This is a genomic window from Pseudomonas sp. PDM14 (genome assembly GCF_014851905.1).
Lineage (GTDB): Bacteria > Pseudomonadota > Gammaproteobacteria > Pseudomonadales > Pseudomonadaceae > Aquipseudomonas.
This window is the reverse complement of record NZ_JACVAQ010000002.1, coordinates 111,356-128,807: the sequence shown is the minus strand read 5'-3', so window position 1 is coordinate 128,807 and position 17,452 is coordinate 111,356. Positions and strand designations below refer to the sequence as shown.

Genomic DNA, 17,452 nt, shown 5'->3' with positions numbered 1-17,452 from the left:
GGAGCGGTGGTGCTTACGCGGAGAGTTCGACCAGCAGCTTGTTCAGACGCTGCACATAAGCGGCCGGGTCCTTCAGACTGTCGCCGGCGGCCAGGGCAGCCTGGTCGAAGAGGATGTGCGAGAGGTCGACGAAGCGATCCTCGTCCGGCTCGGCATCGAGCTTCTCGATCAGCGGGTGCGCCGGGTTGATCTCGAAGATCGGCTTGGAATCCGGCACTTTCTGCCCGCTGGCTTCGAGGATCTGGCGCATCTGCAGACCCAGGTCCTGCTCGCCGATGGCGAGGATGGCTGGCGAGTCGGTGAGGCGATGCGAGACACGCACCTCGGCCACCTGCTCACCCAGCGCACCTTTCAGGCGCTCGACCAGGCCTTCCTTGGTCTTGGCGATTTCTTCCTGGGCCTTCTTGTCTTCTTCCGAGTCCAGCTTGCCCAGGTCGAGGTCGCCACGGGCCACGTCGACGAACTGCTTGCCGTCGAAGTCGCTCAGGTAGCTCATCAGCCACTCATCGATGCGGTCGGTGAGCAGCAGCACTTCGATGCCTTTCTTGCGGAAGACTTCCAGGTGCGGGCTGTTCTTCACCTGCGCGTAGGTTTCGCCGGTCAGGTAGTAGATCTTGTCCTGACCTTCCTTGACCCGCGCCAGGTAGTCGGTGAGCGAGACGTTCTGCTCGCCGTCATTACCGGCGGTAGAGGCAAAGCGCAGCAGGCCGGCGATCTTCTCCTTGTTGGCGAAGTCTTCCGCCGGACCTTCCTTGAGCACCTGACCGAAGGCCTTCCAGAACGCCTTGTACTGCTCAGGCTCGTTCTTCGCCAGTTTCTCCAGCATGTCGAGGACACGCTTGGTCAGCGCCGACTTCATCGACTCGATGATCGGGTCTTTCTGCAGGATCTCGCGGGAGATGTTCAACGACAGGTCATTGGAGTCGACCACGCCCTTGATGAAGCGCAGGTACAGCGGCAGGAACTCGTCGGCCTGGTCCATGATGAACACGCGCTGCACGTAAAGCTTGAGGCCTTTCGGCGCTTCACGCTGGTACATGTCGAACGGTGCGCGGCCTGGTACGTAGAGCAGCGAGGTGTATTCCAGCTTGCCTTCGACCTTGTTGTGGCTCCAGGCCAACGGGTTCTCGTAGTCGTGGGCGACGTGTTTGTAGAACTCCTGGTACTCCTCGTCCTTCACCTCGCTGCGCGAGCGGGTCCACAGCGCGCTGGCGCGGTTGACGGTCTCCCACTCGGCTTCAGCCGGCTTGTCGGCCTCTTCGCCGTGCTCTTGAGAAGAGATGGGGTCCTTGGGCAGCTCGATCGGCAAGGCGATGTGGTCGGAGTATTTCTTGACGATGTTGCGCAGGCGCCAGCCATCGGCGAACTCGTCTTCGCCGCTTTTGAGGTGCAGGACGATACGCGTGCCACGCTCGGCCTTGTCGATGGTGGCGACCTCGAAGTCGCCCTCGCCCTTCGACGACCAGTGCACGCCTTCGCTGGCCGCGAGGCCGGCACGGCGGCTGTACACGTCGACCTTGTCGGCGACGATGAAGGCGCTGTAGAAGCCCACGCCGAACTGACCGATCAGGTGCGAGTCCTTCTTCTGGTCGCCGGTGAGGTTCTTCATGAAGTCGGCGGTGCCGGACTTGGCGATGGTGCCCAGGTGGGCGATCGCTTCTTCACGGCTCAGGCCGATGCCGTTGTCCTCGAGGGTGACGGTCTTGGCGTCCTTGTCGAAGCTCAGGCGAATCTTCAGCTCGCCGCCGCCCTCGAGCAGCTCGGGCTTGGCCAGCGCTTCGAAGCGCAGCTTGTCCACCGCGTCGGAGGCGTTGGAGATCAGCTCGCGCAGGAAGATTTCCTTGTTCGAGTACAGCGAATGGATCATCAGGTGAAGCAGTTGCTTCACCTCGGTCTGGAAGCCCAGGGTTTCTTTTTGAGTTTCCACACTCATGGTCGTCTAACTCCACATGCAGGACAGGCCGCAATCGCGGCGGGATGTCCTGCAGATGGGGACTTCGGAATGAATTTCAAGGGCTTGGCGAAAAACCCGTTCAGGGTTCGAGCAGCTCGACGCGGCTGATTTCGTCCGGGTGCAGGGTGAAACTGGCCTGCCCGGCACCGCCGTGCTGCTGGCTCAGGCGGATGCTGCCGTCGCTGTCGAGGCCGGCAAAACGCCCTTCGGCAGCGCCGCCACTGACCTTGAACACGCGCATGCTGAGGTTCTGGTATTGCTGCGGATTGCTCAGCAGACGCAGCAGCGAGAAGCGCACGCGACGGTCGACCGTCGGCCGGCTTGGCTCACGCGGCGTCGGCACCTGGGCGCTGCTCGGTTTGCTCGGGGCACTCGTCGACTGCGCCAGCTGCGGGTAGTGATCGCCCTCGACCTGCCAGCCGCTCTGCCCTTTGCGCAGCACCAGTTCCACCTGTTGATCCTGGCCATTGACCCTGGCCGTGACGGTCAGCGGTACGCGGGTGGTCGGAAAAGTCACCAGCGGGATCGGCTGCACCTGCACAAGCCGGCTGGCGAAGCGACGCTGCAGGTGATCCTCGACCACATGCACCAGGGTTTCCTGGGAGTCGAACGCGGTGTCGAGCTGGCCGTCGCGGTAGCGCAGGCGATCGGTGAACAGCTCCAGGCGGCCGCTGAGGGTAGTGCCGTACTGCGCGGGCAGCACCAGGTGGAAGTCGCCATTGAGCTTGTTCGGCGGCAACGCCTGCAGGTCCAGGTGCAGGGTGTAGCCCTTGCTCAGGCGCCGGGCCTCCGGCAGGTCCTGTTCGGGCAGCAGCCAGCTCACTTCGACTTCCGGCAGGTTGCCGCTGTCCTCGGGCAGCACGTCGAGGCGGATCGGCGCCTTCGTCGCGCCCTGCGGCAGACGGATCTTCACCTCGCGGCGGGCGAAGAAATCCTGGCCCTCGCGCAGGCTCAGCACGCCATCGATCAGCTCGGCGTGCTGCGGGGCAAAGGCCTGGCCATTGAGTTCGCCATGCAGATCGATATCCAGTTCGGCCGGTGCCTGGTAGGCCGGTTTCGCCCAGTCCAGGCTGAGGATCGCCGCCAGCCGCACCGGGTCATGGCTGGCCAGCAGGGTCAGGCCGACCACCAGCGGAATGAAGCCGAGCCCAGCCAGCGCCACCGCCTTGCGCGCGGTACGCCAGTGGCGCAGCACGTAGACCAGGGTGATCGGCGGGATCAGGCTGCCCCAGCCCCACAGCAGGCTGGTGCCGAAAGCCAGCATGACCAGCCAGATCAGCCCGGCAAGAATCAGCAGCAGGCCGCCGAGGATCAGCAACGCATCCATTGAGTGTCCTTATTCTTCTATTTCCCGAGCGTGAACGGCGCAGAGTCTGTTTACGAACTTTTGGACTAGAGCCAGACAAGGCAAAAACAGTCGAGGAAGCGGAGTTTACGGGCTGTAAATGAGCATTCCGAGACTGTTTTTAACGCGGTATGGCCGACGGGCAAGAGATCGTAAACAGGGTCTTAGGGCTCATCGACTTTGAAATGCGCCCGTGCGGTGGCAATCGGCTCGGTCTGGTTGGTCTGCCAGGCGGTGATCGCCACATTGGCCACCCGGCGCCCCTGGCGCCAGACCTGGCACTGCGCGTAGGTGTCACGATAATGGCCGGCGCGCAGGTAATCTATCGAGAAGTCGATGATTTTCGGCAAATGCGGGATGCCCATGAACATCAGCAGGTGGAGCATCGCGGCGTGCTCCATGAAACCGGCGATCACTCCGCCGTGCAGCGCCGGCAGTGTCGGGTTGCCGATGTTGTCCTTGTTCGCCGGCAGGCGGAAGACCATGTCATCGCCCAGGCGCAGGCATTCGATGCCGATCAGCTTGGCGTAGGGAATCAGACTCAGCAGCGTGTCGTAGTCGTTCTTCTCGTGGGCTTCGCGCACCAGCTCGTTGAGGTTCAGCGTGGTCATCAGGCCACTCCCTTGGCAGAGCGCTTGAGTTCGGTCGGCTTGCCCATGCGCATGAACGCGCCGACCACGTGGGCGATCGGCTCCTGCGGGTTGTCCTGGTAGGCGTAACCGCGGGTGAAGATGATGTTCTCGGTGACCCGGTAGCACTCGGCGAAGCCGAACACGTCCTTGTTCGGCTGGGCCGGGCGCATGTAGTCGATGCGCAGGTCGAGCGTCGGGCAGATCTCGAATTCCGGCAGCACGCACACGGTGGAGATGCCACAGGTGGTGTCCATCAGAGTGGTGATCGCGCCACCGTGGATCACCCCGCTCTGCGGATCGCCGACGATCTGCGTGCTGTACGGCAGGCGCAGGGTCAGGCCGGAGGCGACCGCCTCGTGCACCTGCAGGCCCAGCACCTGGCAGTGGCGCAGGGCCGAAAGAAAGCGCTCGGCGCGCTCTAGAATGGGGTTATCGCTCATCGTCAGGACCTCGTGGCGACTGCATGAAGCTGCGCATGATACCCGCGCCCCGGCGCCGTCACACCTCCGGCAGCGGCAAACACAGTGAACTTCTGACGCCCAGGCAGCCTCGAAAATGTGCTGGCCATTTTTCCAAGGAGAACCAAACCATGCAGAAGTCACTCGCCTACGCAATGATGTTAGCTGCCACCCTCGGTCTCGCCGCGTGCGACAAAGCCTCCGAGGACAAAGCCGAGGACGCCCGCGAGGCGCAGTCGGAAGCACAGGAATCCCTTAACGACGCCGCCGAACACAGCAATGAAGCGGCCAAGAAGCAAGCTGAAGCCGCACAGGAGCGTGCCGAGGAGAATGCTGAAGAGTCGGCTCCCATGACGCCTCCGCCTGCTCCGGCCACTCCGGCGCCAACCACGCCGCCGGCCAATCAGCAACAGTAATACCCGGATTGCCTGCGGCCCTGCCGCAGGCAATTTTCCTCCCTGCCCTGCGCACTACCCCCGCCCCGCCGTCGCCGTAATTCATCCCGGAACTTCGCCAACGCCCCCGGCTCCAAGACGCACGGATGATTCATCGCATCCGCAGCCAATGGAGATTCAATCGTGCAGAAACCGCTGACATATGCCCTGCTGCTGGCCGTGACCCTGGGTCTGGCCGCCTGCGAAAAGACCCCTGAAGACAAGATGGAGTCGGCCAAGGAGTCCGCGTCCGAAGCCATGGAGTCGCTCGGCGATGCCACCGAGGAAACCGGCGAAGCCATCGGTGACAAGACCAACCAGGCCCTGGGCCGCGAACCCACCACCGGCGAGAAGGTCGAAGACGCCGCGGATGACGCTGGCGATGCCATGGACGACGCGGCCGATGAGATCGGTGACGCCGTCGACGGCAAGTAACCGCCACCGCGCACACGCAACAAGGCCCGCTCATGCGGGCCTTGTCGTTTGTGGCATATGCAGCAGGCCGGGCCTGCGTGCGCTAGCAGGTCAGACGCTGACCAGCAGCCAGCGAATCGCCGGGGCCAGCATCAACAACAGGCAGCAGAGCAGGCCGACGATCCACACCGCCGAGCGCGGCGTGGCGATGTCACGCCAGTAGAAGACCAGGTAGAGCACGCGGGTGACGATGAACAGAATCGCCAGCAGGTCCACCCACCAGCCGAACACCTGGGTGGTGTGCGCCATCAGCACGCCAGCGGCGAACAGCGGGAAGATCTCGATGCTATTCAGGTGCGCCGCATAGGCCCGCGCGCCGAGCCCGGTCAGGCGGCCCTGCTGAGCCCGTGGATGATGGTTGTCGTAGCCGCCCGACTCGGCAGCCATGGCCTTGGCCACGGGCAGCTTGGCGAGGTAGATCAGCAGCGCGGCGATAAATACACACCAGAACGGAATGCTCATTCGTTTTTCTCCTTCGGCAGTTCGCCTGCCTGAGTTGGGGTAAACACCATCACATCGAGTACATCGGAGTGAAACTCACGGCGGTACAACACGACGACCACCCCCACCGTGACCAGCATGAAGAACCAGGGATTGATGAACCATGCCAGCGTGGCCATGCCGAAATAATAGGCGCGCAGGCCCAGGTTGAACTGGTTGGCAGCCATCGAGATCACCCGTGCCGCACGCACGGCGAAGGCCTTGCGTTCCTGCTCGGAAACATCGCGCTCGCCCACCATCGGCGCCGAGCCGATCAGCACCGCGGAGAAGTTGTATTGACGCATGCACCAGCTGAAGGTGAAGAACGCGTAGACGAACACCAGCGCCAGGCACAACAGCTTGAACTCGGCCATCTCGCGGCTGACCGGCTGCACCAGCGGCAGATCGGCCAGCAGGGACAGCGCCCGGTCGGAAGCACCGAGCACGGTGAAGATACCGGCGAGGATGATCAGCGTGCTGGAGGCGAAGAACGAGGCGTTACGCTCCAGGTTGCCAATCACGCTGGCGTCGGCAATGCGGTTGTCGCGCAGCAGCAGGCGGCGCATCCAGTCCTCGCGGTACAGGTGCAGCACGCTGGACAGGCACGCCGTGTCGCGGGCCTTCCAGCTGGCGTAACGGGTGTAGCCGAACCAGCAGCCGACAAACCAGATGACAGCGAGCAGATGAGAGACAACGGTAGGATCGATCGACATGCCAGCTCCTTGGACGTACCGATTATAGACAGCAGGCCGTAAGTATTTCGCCAACTAATTGAGCGTCCGAAAGTTCAATCGCCAACGGCGAGCCTTGGCATCACTATGCGCCAAGTACCCTCGCCAATGCGCCTTCAAACTCTTTCTAGATTTCGACACGAACCTTTTGCTAGTCTCCTTCGTTTTAAAAGGAGAGTGAAAATGAGTCGATGTGTAAAGATGTGCTTAGGCTTGTTCGTCTTTGCCCTGATTTCGGGCTGCGCGGTTGGAAATAAGCACTCTTATCATGAAACGCTCGCGGACATAAAAGTCACCAAGGGCCTAGCCGTGGCAGTTGCCGTACAAGATCAGAGACCATATGTGCTTTCGGGAAGTAAAACGCCCACCTTTGTAGGCGTACAGCGCGGCGGCTTCGGCAACCCGTTCGATATAAACACTCTCAGCGGTGCGGCATTGTCCGATGATATGGCCGAGTCTATTGTCCGCACATTTATTAAGGCAGGAGCAAAGGCATCAGTAATATCGGTCCCTCAATCTGTAAACAAGAGCGTTCTAGCTGAGGGCTATAAAGAAGAGAAAGCAAAGCGAATTATTTTGTTCACAATTACTGAGTGGAAAGCCGATACGATGAACAATACGGCTCTCATATATGACATGAAAGCCTCTGTATACGACTCTAGCTGGATCTTAATCGGCGAGAGTGAAGTTTCGGGCCGTGACAATCTTGGCGGCAGTGCATTCAATCCACCAAAGCACGCAAAAAAAGCTGTTCCTGCAGCATTCAAAGCGAAACTCGAAGAACTCTTGAGTGACGAAGGTATCCAGCGGTCGCTCAATTAATTCATAGCACTTGAGCAAAAACGATGCGGCGCAATATCTAGTGCGGATACCAGCGCGGCGTGTAGGCCCACTCGCTGCCGTCATCGCGGGCGAAACGGCGGGTGGTCGACGAGCCGATGATCACCAGCGTGCGCATATCGACCAGCTCTGCCGTCAGCTCACCCAGGCTGAGGATGCGTAAACATTCGGCCGGGCGGCCGATGTCACGGCCCAGCACCACCACAGTGTCCGGCGTGCGGTGCTGACGGACGATTTCCAGTGCGCGGCCCAGCTGCCAGGGGCGCGACTTGGAAATCGGGTTGTAGAAGGCCATCGCCAGGTCGGCCGCCGCGGCGTGATCCAGGCGTTTCTCGATCATCGCCCAAGGCTTGAGGTTGTCCGACAGCGACAGCATGCAGAAGTCATGGCCTAGCGGCGCACCGGCTTTGGCGGCCGTGGCCAGCGCGGCAGACACGCCCGGCAGCATCTGCAGCTCGACCTGCCGCCAGGCGGGCTCGCTCGACGCCTCCAGCGCTTCGAGCACCGCCGCGGCCATGGCGAACACACCCGGATCGCCGGACGACACCACCACCACACGGCGTCCTTGCGTGGCCAACTCGAACGCGTGGGCAGCGCGCTGCAATTCTTCGCGATTGTCGCTGCAATGCAGCACCTGGCCGGCATGGAACGGCCCGGCCATGTTCACGTAGGTTTCGTAGCCGAGCACATCCTCGGCCTCGTCCAGCGCCTGGCGTACTGCCGGCGCCATCAGCTCAGCAGCGCCGGGGCCGAGACCGACCACACTGAGGCGGCCGCGTGGCTTGCCATTTGTCTCGGCATGCTGTGGCGAATCGGCCAGGTGCAGTGCCACGCCGGCGCTCTCGATCAGCGCAGCGGGCAACTCGACGTCAGTGCCTATGAAACGCAGCGGCACCTCCAATTCAGCGGCCACGGCTGCCAGCTGCGCATCGCTCATTCGCTCGCGCCCGGCCAGCAAGGCCGCCAGCGACACCGAAGCCAGGCCCGCCGTCTGCAACAGCTCGCGCACGGCATCGGCCGAGGCGTCGGCCTGGGCATCGATGCGCGCCAGCACCAGGCGCGGATGAATCAGCAGCGCATCGCCCTGCCCGCCCACATGGGGGCTGATACGCAACGTGCGGCTGCCCTGCTCATCCAGCGGCAAGCTGGCCTGTTCCAGCCAGGGCGCCTCGCCCTCGATGCGCAGCGAATCGCCCGCCAGCAAATCGCTGACCAGGCGCTTGCCCTGCTCCAGATCAGCCAGCACGTAGCCCGGCGGCGGGTTGAGCACGCAGGTGCCGAAGCGCAGTTCGCCGCTGGTGGTGATCGCTGCCGGCACCGCGAGCAGCACGCCAATCTCACGGGCCATGACGTTGACGCCACCCAGGCCACCGAGCAACGGCACCACCGCGCTACCGTCTTCGGCTACAGCCAGCACCGGCGGCTCGGCGCCTTTGCTGGCCAGCAGCGGTGCCAGGCAGCGAATGACAATACCGGCCGCGCACAGGGCGATGATCGGCGTACCGGCGCGATACAGGCTGCGCAGGGTATCGCCGAAATCGTCGTAGGGCTGTTCGACGCCCTCGACGCGCCCGCGCAGGCCGTGGATCTGCGCCTGCGGGTAGAGCGTCTGCAACCGGCGCGCGGTGGCCAGCGCACTGTTACCGAGGATGATCAGGGCGGGAATCGAAGACATGGAAAACCTTGAATGAAGAGGCTGGGGCGTGTGAATCAGGCGTTCGAGGACTCAGCCGCTCCATTTCTCGCCGGGAATCACCACCAGCGAGAAATATGGCGAGGCCATCGGCTCGACTTCGTCCAGCGGCACGATGCGCTGGTTGTCCATGGTCGCGCGCTCCACATACAGCGCGCGCCCGGCCAGGCCGAGGTCGCCAAGTACGCGACGCACCTTGTCGAAGTTGCGCCCCAGCTTCATCACCACCGCCGCGTCGGCCACTGCCAGGCGCTGCTTCAGTTCCTCTTCCGGCAACACGCCGGAGAGCACCGACAGGCTCTGGTTGCGGTACACCAGCGGCACGCCGAGCACGGCCGCGCCGCCGAGCATCGAGCAGACGCCCGGCACCACATCGGCGTGATAGGCGCCGGACAGGCGATCATGCAGGTACATGTACGAGCCGTAGAAGAACGGGTCGCCCTCGCAGATCACCGCCACATCGCGACCAGCGTCCAGATGCGCGGCGACCTGCACGGCGCAGGTGTCGTAGAAGTCGCTGATCACCGTTTCATAGGTCAGCGGTGGCTCCAGCTTCTCGGTGGTCACCGGATACACCAGCGGCAGGCGCTGCTGCGCCGGGGTCAGGTGCTGTTCGATGATGCCGAAAGCGTTGCCGCCCTGGCCCTTGTTCGCCTTGGCCTTGGCCACGAAATAGCCCACCACCGGCGCGCCTTGCAGCAGACGCAGTGCCTTGAGGGTGATCAGTTCCGGGTCGCCGGGACCGACGCCAATGCCGAGCAGACGCCCCTTGCCGTTGCTCATCATTCGACCTCCGTGGCCAGGGCGTTGACTGCCGCGGCGGCCATGGCACTGCCCCCGCGGCGGCCGCGCACGATCACGTAGGGCACGCCGCGGCTGTCGGCGGCGAGCATGTCCTTGGATTCGGCAGCGCCGATGAAGCCCACCGGCATGCCGATGATCAATGCCGGCTTCGGTGCGCCGGCATCGAGCATTTCCAGCAGGTAGAACAACGCGGTCGGCGCATTGCCGATCACCACCACGCTGCCTTCCAGGTGCTCGCGCCAATGCTCCAGCGCGGCGGCGGAACGGGTATTGCCCAGCTCGCGCGCCAGGGCCGGCACGCGTTCGTCATGCAGGGTGCAGATCACCGGGTTGTTGGCCGGCAGGCGCGCGCGGGTGATGCCCTCGGCGACCATCCGCGCATCGCAGAGGATCGCTGCACCGGCCGCCAGGGCGCTGCGCCCGGCCGCGCCGGCACCGGGCGAGAAGCGGATGTCCTGCACCACGTCGACCATGCCGCAGGCGTGGATCAGGCGCACGGCGAGCTTCTCCAGGTCGGTGGGGATGGCCGACAGATCGGCCTCGGCGCGGATGGTGGCGAACGACTGGCGGTAGATTTCCTGGCCGTCGCGGATGTACTCGATCATGCGGTTTTTCCTGGTTCGGACTGCGCGGCGAACCAGGCGCCAGCGTCATCGATACTGAGAGATGGAGCCAGCAGGCGGCCGAAGCCGCTCACGCCGGGGGCGCGCTGGTACAGCTGGTAGCGGCCACCGGGCTGCGCCAGCAGGGTGAAAGGGGCGGTGTGTGCGCTGGAACACGAACGAGCGCAGCCACTCAGGTGCACCTGCGGCCGTGCACCACCAGCGCGCAGCAGTTCGGCCAGGCGCAGCGCGTCGGCCTTGGTATCGGCGTGGCCCTTGATGCAGGCGGCGGAGCCCGTGCAGGCGACCAGCTGGGTCAGCGGCTCTTCCGCATCCACGCGCAACCTCAGCGCGGCCACGGCAGCACGCACGGCGGCCGCACGGTCACTGGCAATGTTCGGCAGCAGCACGCCCTGCCACGGCGTCAGGCGCAGGCTGCCGTCGCCATCACGCTCGGCGATGTCGGCCAGCGCCGTCAGTTGGCTGGCGTCGATGCGCCCGAGGTCGCTGGCGGCCAGCAGCATCTGCAGGCCGGTTTGGCGCTGGGGGAGAAGGCCGAGCGGTAGGCGTGTCAGCACCGGCTCGCGTGCAACCCTCTGTGCAGGCAGCAAGGCGAATGGCAGCCGTGCCTGCAATTGCACGAGAAAATCCTCGGCCGCGAGGCTGCCCAGCAGCTGACGCATGCGCACCTGCTCGTCGCTCGCGATATCGAGGAACAGCTGCAGCACCGCCTCGACCAGCGCCACGGCATGCTCGCGCGGCACCCGCGCCAATGGTGCATCCAGCGGCCTGCCTGCCAGGCCGAAGGCCAGTGCGGCGTCATCACCCGGCACTGCGCTCAGCCACAGGTCATGCGGGTGTTCGAGCATGTTCAGGGCTTCGCCACCGTCGAGTTGCAGGGCGAATTTGGGCGACAGGCCGTGGAACGCCGGCGTGTCCTGCAGCAGATCGAGGATCTGCTCGGCCAGAGGGCGCACATCGAGGTGTGCAGCCGGATCAAGGCCGGCCGCCGGGCTGACCAGCAGGTTGCGCACATCGTCCGCACCCAGGGTGCGCGGGCCGAGGCCGGCGTCGAGCAGGGCCGCGATCAGCCGATCCGCCTGGTCGCTGCGCACGCCACGGACCTGCAGGTTGCTGCGGTTGGTCAGTTCCAGCACACCGCTGGCGCAGGCCTGCGCGGCACTGGCGATAGCGCGGGCCTGGGCGCTGCTGAGCACGCCGCAGGGCAACTTGACCCGGCAGACGCCGCCGTCCAGTGCCGCGACGATGCGCAGCAGCCCGGGGCACGCCGAAGGGCGTGGCACGGGCAGGTCGGCGATGGCGGGCAATTCGTTCAAAGGGTCACCAGAAGCAAGGCGCGGCGACCGGACCAGCAGCACCCGAACAGACAGGTACTGCGGCATCGGTACACCCCGCCCGATGTTGGCACTCGCGACAGCGTCGTCGGCAGGTCTCCTGGCTGGCAGGTCAAGATCGTTCCACCACCTTCCCGATTGCTCAGAACCCGTCTCGAATCCCTTGATCGTCGGCCAGGCTGCGTTGAAATCAGGCTCAGAATGCTCATTTACACCTCGTAAATTGCGCTTCTTCGCCTGGTTTCGCCTTGCCTGGCTCTAGTTCAAGAAATCCGAAACAGGGTTCTCTGTGGTATCTGCGCGGAACGACTCGCTGCTTACAGTTGCGGGGGCAGCCACGGTTGGAAGCGACGCCTCCTCCGTATTCCCTCTTCGGCCTGCGGGCGAACCCATCAGGCACCGACGAAGGCGCTATTATGCCCGCTTTGTCCGGCGCAGCGACAAGCCTGCTCGTCGCACGGGTTTTACAGTGAGGAAGGCGCATGGCGCAGTGGCTGACGGTGGTGGGAATCGGTGAAGACGGCTATGCCGGGCTAGGCAAGGCCGCGCGGCGCGCGCTGCTGGGCGCCGCGAGGATCGTCGGCGCACCGCGCCAGCTCGACCTGTTGCCTCTCTGTATTCGCGCACCACGCCAGGCCTGGCCCAGCCCGTTCAGCCTGGCGCCCGTGCTGGAGCACCGCGGCACGCCGGTCTGTGTGTTGGCCAGCGGCGATCCGATGCTGTTCGGCGTCGGCGCCAGCCTGGCGCGGCAGATACCGACGGACGAGCTGTTGGTCCTGCCCGCACCCTCCTCCTATTCGCTGGCGGCTGCGCGCCTCGGCTGGCCGTTGCAGGAGGTCAGCCTGCTCTCGGTAGTGGCCCGCCCGCTGGCAGCGTTGCATGCACACATCCACGCGGGCCAGCGCTTGCTGATTCTATGCAACGACGGCAGCAGCCCCGCCGCCATTGCCACGCTGCTGCGCGAACGCGGTTTCGGCCCCAGCCGCCTGACCGTGCTCGAACACCTCGGCGGCCCGCTGGAGCGGCGCATCGATGGCCTGGCCCAGGACTGGGCGCTCAACGAAGCCGCGGCGCTCAACCTGCTGGCGGTGGAATGCCTGGCCGATGCCGATGCCACTCACCTGCCGCTGACCTGCGGCCTGCCCGACGACGCCTACCGCCACGATGGCCAGCTGACCAAGCGTGACGTGCGCGCCATCACCCTCGCCCGCCTGGCGCCTCGGCCCGGCGAGCTGCTGTGGGATGTCGGCGCCGGCTGCGGCTCCATCGGCATCGAGTGGATGCGTGCGCACCCCAGCTGCCGCGCCATCGCCATCGAAGCCGACAACAGTCGGCAGCAACTGATCCAGCACAACCGCGACGCCCTTGGCGTGCCCGCCCTGCACCTGGTATGCGGCGCCGCACCCGAGGCACTGCACGGCCTCGAACGCCCCGAGGCGATCTTCATCGGCGGCGGCGTGACCATTGCCGGCGTGCTCGAACACTGCTGGCAGCAGCTAAAGCCCGGTGGCCGGCTGATCGCCAACGCCGTCACCCTGCAGAGCGAAGCGGTGCTGGTCGCCTGGCGCGAAACCCACGGTGGCGAACTGACCCGCATCGCCGTGGCCCAGGCGCAGCCGCTGGGCGGCTTCGACACCTGGCGCAGCGCCCTGCCGATCACCCTGCTGGAACTGCACAAGCCTGCGAGCGCCGTGCCGGCATGACACGCCTCCTCCTGCTCGGTGGCGTCGGCGATGCCCTGGCCATCGCCCGTCGCCTTGGCCCGCCGCATATCTACAGCCTCGCCGGGCTGGGCAAAGTGCCCAGTGACCTGACCTGCCAGGTGCGTGTTGGCGGCTTCGGCGGCGCTGCGGGCCTGGCCGCCTTCATCCGCGAACAGGGCATCGACCTGCTGCTTGACGTCACCCATCCCTATGCCGCGCAGATCAGCGCCAACGCCGCCCGCGCCGCCGAACAAACCGGCATCCCCTGCTGGGCGCTGCGCCGCCCCGGCTGGCAGGCTGGCGCCGGGGATGACTGGCGCGAAGTGGCCGACTGGGCCGAACTGAGCACCGCGCTCGGCCTCTTTCAGCGGCCGTTCTTCACCCTCGGCCGCGAACCGCTGCAGCACCTCGACGAGATCCCGGCCGGGCAGTTCTGGACCGTACGCATGCTCGACGAGCATCCTGGCAACGTCCGAGCACGTGTGATCGGCGACCGCGGCCCATTCAGCCTGGAGCGTGAACGCGCGCTGTTCGCCGCGGAAAATTTCGATGTGCTGATCAGCAAGAACAGCGGCGGTAGCGCCACCGAGGCCAAGCTGCAGGTGGCTCGCGAGCGCGGCCTGCCGGTGCTGATACTGGCGCGCCCGACACTGCCTGCGGTGGCGCGCGAATTCAGCACCGGCGAGGCGCTGTGGCAGGCACTGCAAGCCTTGCCCGGCGGGCTCGGGTAAACTGCCGGCCGCTTTCCTTGCCGTACACGGAACCGCCATGCCCGCCTCACCTTACGCCCGCACGCTGCTCGTCGGCCCTGACCTGCAGCGTGGCTCCTACGCCGACCTGTTCCAGCGCCAGCTGATTGCCCTGCGTGGCCCCGAAGCCCTGGCGGATATCGTCGATACCAGCGAGGGCTTCGCCGATCTCTGGCAACAGGTACGCGCCTGTGTCGCCGCTGGCGAGTTGCCGCTGCTGCTGATCGACCTCGATCCGAACAGCAGCAGCCCGTACCTGGACTGGCTGCGCAGCGAACTGCAGAGCATCGGTGGCGAACAGGCGAATCGACTGTTCGTGGCCCGCGGCAACAGCGAGGCGCTCGACGCGATCGGTGCGCTGATCGAGCAGCGCGACAAGCACCTTGGCTGCGTCGACGTGCCCGTCCTCCCCGATGCCCACGCCTGGTCCTGCATCCCCGAGCACCAGTACCGCGTGTTGCTGTGCAACGGCCCGCGCTGCACCCGTCGCGGCGCGCTGCCGTTGTGGAAGGCGCTACGCGAACAATTGAAAGCGGCGGGCAAGCTGGAGTGCGCGGGTGGCGTGCACATCACCCGCACCCAGTGCCAATTCCCCTGCGACCAGGGCCCGACCCTAAGCGTCTACCCGCCGGGCGCCTGGTATCAGATCGCCAGCGAAGCCGATGTGCAGCGCCTGGTGCAGGAGCAGTTCGTCGCCGGGCGCGAGGTGCCCGAGCTGATCATGCGTCGCGGCTGAACCCGCTCAGCGGGACTGCAGCGCCATCTCCTCGATATGCTGGTATTCGGCCCCCAGCTCGGCAGCCAGGCGTTGCGCACGGCCCAGGCGGATCGGCGCGCACTCGATGTCCACCAACAGCGCCGGGCAGGCAGCCGGCAACAGCGCCGGCCAGTCATGCAAGCGGCCATCGGTGAGCACCAGCAGGCGCTGGTTTTCGGCGGGTTTCAGGCGCTGGCGGCGCAGCAGCCAGTCGGAAGCCTGCTGTAGCGCTTCGATCAGCGGTGTGCCGCCACCGGCACCCAGATCCTGCAGCCAGTCGTTCAGCGCAGTGGAGGCCTTCTGCCCCTGCCAGCGCCAGGTCGCGTCCTGACCGCTGGCCGCCAGCACGGCCAGTCGCACGCGTTGCCGATAGGCCTGGTCGAAGACGCTGGCCAGTAGGCCCTTGGCCTGGCTCAGCGCACCCTGCCGGCGGGTCGAGGCCGAGGCGTCGACGATCACCAGCCAGAGTTCATCCGCTTGTGCGCTGCGCGGGCGCCGCAGCAGCTCACGCACGCTGCGCGGGCGGCCCTTGAGCAGGCTCGCCGGCCAGTCGACGGCGCCCAGCCGGCCGCTGCGGCTGGCGCCACTGCGTCCGCCGATCAGGCTGCCCGGTCGAGGTCTGGCATCCGCGCCCTGGGGCTGGCGCGGGCGGATGCTCAGGGCTTTTTTGCCCAGCGTGGCGGCTCGCGCCGCTCGCCTGCCGCCTGCGGTTGCGCCGGCAGCTCGCCCCATTGACCATCAGGATTCGATTGCACGGTTTCGCCAGGAGCGGCCTGGTTCGGCTGCGACTGAGGTGGCTGCGCGGCAGGTGGCGAAGCGTGACGGCGGCGATGGCGCAGGACGAAATCGGCGACCGCCTCGATGTCGAGGTTTTCAATCTGCGCCGAGCCGCGCCAGGCGGCATGGGCGCGCGCGGCGCGCAGCCAGACCAGGTCGGCGCGCAGGCCGTCGACGCCGGCGTCGAAGCAGCGCTGGCTGATCGCGTTCAGCGTCGCGTCATCCAGGGCGATGCTAGGCAGCAGATCACGCGCGGCCTGGCAGCGGCTGCGCAGCTCGTCCTGGGCACCGGCCCATTGCTGCAGGAACGCCTGCGGGTCCGCGTCGAAGGCCAGACGGCGGCGCACGATCTCGGCACGCAGGGCCGGTTGCGGCTGGCCATCGAGCGCCAGGTTGAGGCCGAAGCGGTCGAGCAGTTGCGGGCGCAGTTCGCCCTCCTCGCCGTTCATGGTGCCGATCAGCACGAAGCGCGCGCTGTGCCGATGGGAAATACCGTCGCGCTCGACATGGTTTACCCCGCTGGCCGCCGCATCCAGCAACAGGTCGACCAGGTGGTCGGGCAGCAGATTGACCTCATCGACATAGAGCACCCCGCCATCGGCACGGCTCAGCAGGCCGGGCGAGAACTGCGCGCGACCTTCGCCCAGTGCCGCATCCAGATCCAGCGTGCCAACGATGCGCTCCTCGCTGGCGCCCAGCGGCAGGGTGACGAATTGCCCGCTCGGCAGCAGCTCTGCCACGCCACGCGCCAGGGTCGACTTGGCCATGCCGCGCGGGCCCTCGATGAGGATGCCGCCAATCGCCGGATCGACCGCCACCAGGCACAGCGCCAGCTTGAGGTCGTCGGCGGCGACGACGGCGGCGAGGGGGAAATGCGCAGTGCTGGTCATGGCGACATCCGGCGGAAAACGAAGGCGGCATTGTAGAACAGCGGCCACGACGAAAGTGCAACGGCCGCGGTGTGTCCTGCCCGGGAAGGGTCTGCTAAGGTCGCCGCCCTCGATGCGCGCAAAGGAGATTCGTCATGCGTCTGTGTGTTTTCTGTGGTTCCAGCTCCGGCCGCCAGGCCGTCTACGGCGAGGCTGCCAGTCAGCTCGGCCGCGCCCTGGCCAACGCCGGCATAGGCCTGGTCTACGGCGGCGCATCGGTCGGTCTGATGGGCGCCGTGGCCAATGCGGCGCTGCAGGCACAAGGCGAAGTGATCGGCGTGATCCCGCGCTCGCTGTGGGAAAAGGAAGTGGCGCACACCGCCCTCGACGACCTGCGCATCGTCGACTCCATGCACCAGCGCAAAGCGCTGATGGCCGAGTTGTCCGACGGTTTCATCGCCCTGCCCGGCGGTGTCGGCACCCTGGAGGAACTGTTCGAGGTCTGGACCTGGGCCCAGCTGGGCTATCACCACAAGCCCTGCGCACTGCTCAATACCGACGGCTATTACGATCGCCTGATCGGCTTTCTCGATCACTTGGTCGAGGAAGGCTTCGTCAAGCCGGTGTACCGCGACATGCTGATCGTCGAAGACACCATCGACGGCCTGCTCGCCGCCATCCACGCCTATACGCCACCAAGCGTGGCCAAGTGGATCCAGCGCGACGAGACCTGAGCCCGCGGGAAATTAGCGGTTGAAGCCCTGCAGCCGATGAATTAACGTGCCAAAACCTGAT

Annotated in this window: 19 protein-coding genes and 1 riboswitch; of the genes, 7 read left to right on the top strand and 12 right to left on the bottom strand. The window is 65.6% G+C overall.

What is annotated here, in order from left to right:
* Nucleotides 1–13: 13 nt before the first annotated feature.
* The 4 genes from htpG to IB229_RS13275 form a co-directional block, all read right to left on the bottom strand.
* Nucleotides 14–1,933: a molecular chaperone HtpG gene (htpG, locus tag IB229_RS13290; protein ID WP_192329677.1), complete on the bottom strand. Its 1,920-nt coding sequence runs from the start codon at nt 1,931–1,933 to the stop codon at nt 14–16.
* A 100-nt stretch (nt 1,934–2,033) separates the two neighbouring features.
* Complete coding sequence (locus IB229_RS13285) at nt 2,034–3,281, bottom strand: MFS transporter (protein WP_192329675.1); 1,248 nt, start codon at nt 3,279–3,281, stop codon at nt 2,034–2,036.
* 182 nt (nt 3,282–3,463) lie between these two features.
* On the bottom strand, nt 3,464–3,910 hold the full coding sequence (locus tag IB229_RS13280; RefSeq protein ID WP_192329673.1) for a PaaI family thioesterase: 447 nt from the start codon (nt 3,908–3,910) through the stop codon (nt 3,464–3,466).
* Entirely contained in the window at nt 3,910–4,371 is a 462-nt protein-coding gene (locus tag IB229_RS13275; RefSeq protein WP_192329671.1) for a PaaI family thioesterase, read from the bottom strand. The genes IB229_RS13280 and IB229_RS13275 overlap by 1 nt, the downstream gene beginning before the upstream one ends.
* A gap of 149 nt (nt 4,372–4,520) precedes the next feature.
* On the opposite strand from IB229_RS13275, the gene IB229_RS13270 reads away from it, so the two are divergent.
* Both IB229_RS13270 and IB229_RS13265 read left to right on the top strand, forming a co-directional pair.
* Nucleotides 4,521–4,805, top strand: coding sequence for a hypothetical protein (locus IB229_RS13270; RefSeq protein ID WP_192329670.1), 285 nt, complete (start codon nt 4,521–4,523; stop codon nt 4,803–4,805).
* Between the two features lie 162 nt (nt 4,806–4,967).
* Nucleotides 4,968–5,258: a hypothetical protein gene (locus tag IB229_RS13265; RefSeq protein ID WP_192329669.1), complete on the top strand. Its 291-nt coding sequence runs from the start codon at nt 4,968–4,970 to the stop codon at nt 5,256–5,258.
* 90 nt (nt 5,259–5,348) lie between these two features.
* On the opposite strand, the gene IB229_RS13260 is transcribed toward IB229_RS13265, so the two are convergent.
* Nucleotides 5,349–5,759 carry an MAPEG family protein gene (locus IB229_RS13260; protein WP_192329668.1) on the bottom strand — a complete coding sequence of 137 codons (411 nt, stop codon included), beginning with the start codon at nt 5,757–5,759 and terminating at the stop codon, nt 5,349–5,351.
* A complete protein-coding gene (locus IB229_RS13255; RefSeq protein ID WP_192329665.1) occupies nt 5,756–6,490 on the bottom strand; it encodes a DUF599 domain-containing protein in 735 nt (244 codons plus the stop codon). The genes IB229_RS13260 and IB229_RS13255 overlap by 4 nt, the downstream gene beginning before the upstream one ends.
* 201 nt (nt 6,491–6,691) lie before the next feature.
* Here IB229_RS13255 and IB229_RS13250 point away from each other — a divergent pair, with 201 nt between their 5' ends.
* Nucleotides 6,692–7,330, top strand: a complete 639-nt coding sequence (locus tag IB229_RS13250) for a hypothetical protein (RefSeq protein ID WP_192329663.1) — start codon at nt 6,692–6,694, stop codon at nt 7,328–7,330.
* 37 nt (nt 7,331–7,367) lie between these two features.
* Here the strand turns inward: IB229_RS13250 and cobJ are convergent, their stop codons facing one another.
* From cobJ to cobG, 4 genes are read right to left on the bottom strand one after another with little or no spacing between them, the layout of a single operon-like run.
* Nucleotides 7,368–9,023 (bottom strand): precorrin-3B C(17)-methyltransferase, encoded by a 1,656-nt coding sequence (gene cobJ / locus IB229_RS13245; RefSeq protein ID WP_192329661.1) that lies wholly within the window; start codon nt 9,021–9,023, stop codon nt 7,368–7,370.
* 51 nt (nt 9,024–9,074) lie between these two features.
* Nucleotides 9,075–9,827, bottom strand: a complete 753-nt coding sequence (locus IB229_RS13240) for a precorrin-2 C(20)-methyltransferase (RefSeq protein ID WP_192329659.1) — start codon at nt 9,825–9,827, stop codon at nt 9,075–9,077.
* On the bottom strand, nt 9,824–10,450 hold the full coding sequence (locus IB229_RS13235; protein WP_192329657.1) for a precorrin-8X methylmutase: 627 nt from the start codon (nt 10,448–10,450) through the stop codon (nt 9,824–9,826). Before IB229_RS13235 ends, IB229_RS13240 begins: the two co-directional genes overlap by 4 nt.
* On the bottom strand, nt 10,447–11,784 hold the full coding sequence (gene cobG / locus IB229_RS13230; RefSeq protein ID WP_318652110.1) for a precorrin-3B synthase: 1,338 nt from the start codon (nt 11,782–11,784) through the stop codon (nt 10,447–10,449). Before cobG ends, IB229_RS13235 begins: the two co-directional genes overlap by 4 nt.
* Before the next feature lie 90 nt (nt 11,785–11,874).
* A riboswitch (cobalamin riboswitch) is annotated at nt 11,875–12,221 on the bottom strand.
* A 63-nt stretch (nt 12,222–12,284) separates the two neighbouring features.
* Here cobG and cbiE point away from each other — a divergent pair.
* From cbiE to IB229_RS13215, 3 genes are read left to right on the top strand one after another with little or no spacing between them, the layout of a single operon-like run.
* A complete protein-coding gene (gene cbiE / locus IB229_RS13225) occupies nt 12,285–13,505 on the top strand; it encodes a precorrin-6y C5,15-methyltransferase (decarboxylating) subunit CbiE (RefSeq protein WP_192329653.1) in 1,221 nt (406 codons plus the stop codon).
* Nucleotides 13,502–14,236 carry a cobalt-precorrin-6A reductase gene (locus tag IB229_RS13220; protein WP_192329651.1) on the top strand — a complete coding sequence of 245 codons (735 nt, stop codon included), beginning with the start codon at nt 13,502–13,504 and terminating at the stop codon, nt 14,234–14,236. The genes cbiE and IB229_RS13220 overlap by 4 nt, the downstream gene beginning before the upstream one ends.
* Nucleotides 14,237–14,273: 37 nt before the next feature.
* Nucleotides 14,274–14,990 carry a (2Fe-2S) ferredoxin domain-containing protein gene (locus tag IB229_RS13215; RefSeq protein WP_192329649.1) on the top strand — a complete coding sequence of 239 codons (717 nt, stop codon included), beginning with the start codon at nt 14,274–14,276 and terminating at the stop codon, nt 14,988–14,990.
* Between the two features lie 6 nt (nt 14,991–14,996).
* Here IB229_RS13215 and IB229_RS13210 read toward each other — a convergent pair whose 3' ends face one another.
* Together IB229_RS13210 and IB229_RS13205 are read right to left on the bottom strand one after the other, a co-directional pair.
* A complete protein-coding gene (locus IB229_RS13210) occupies nt 14,997–15,743 on the bottom strand; it encodes a vWA domain-containing protein (protein ID WP_192329647.1) in 747 nt (248 codons plus the stop codon).
* Nucleotides 15,668–16,678 carry an ATP-binding protein gene (locus IB229_RS13205; protein WP_192329645.1) on the bottom strand — a complete coding sequence of 337 codons (1,011 nt, stop codon included), beginning with the start codon at nt 16,676–16,678 and terminating at the stop codon, nt 15,668–15,670. The genes IB229_RS13210 and IB229_RS13205 overlap by 76 nt, the downstream gene beginning before the upstream one ends.
* 134 nt (nt 16,679–16,812) lie before the next feature.
* Here IB229_RS13205 and IB229_RS13200 point away from each other — a divergent pair, with 134 nt between their 5' ends.
* Nucleotides 16,813–17,391 carry a TIGR00730 family Rossman fold protein gene (locus tag IB229_RS13200; protein ID WP_192329643.1) on the top strand — a complete coding sequence of 193 codons (579 nt, stop codon included), beginning with the start codon at nt 16,813–16,815 and terminating at the stop codon, nt 17,389–17,391.
* The last annotated feature ends 61 nt before the right edge of the window (nt 17,392–17,452 follow it).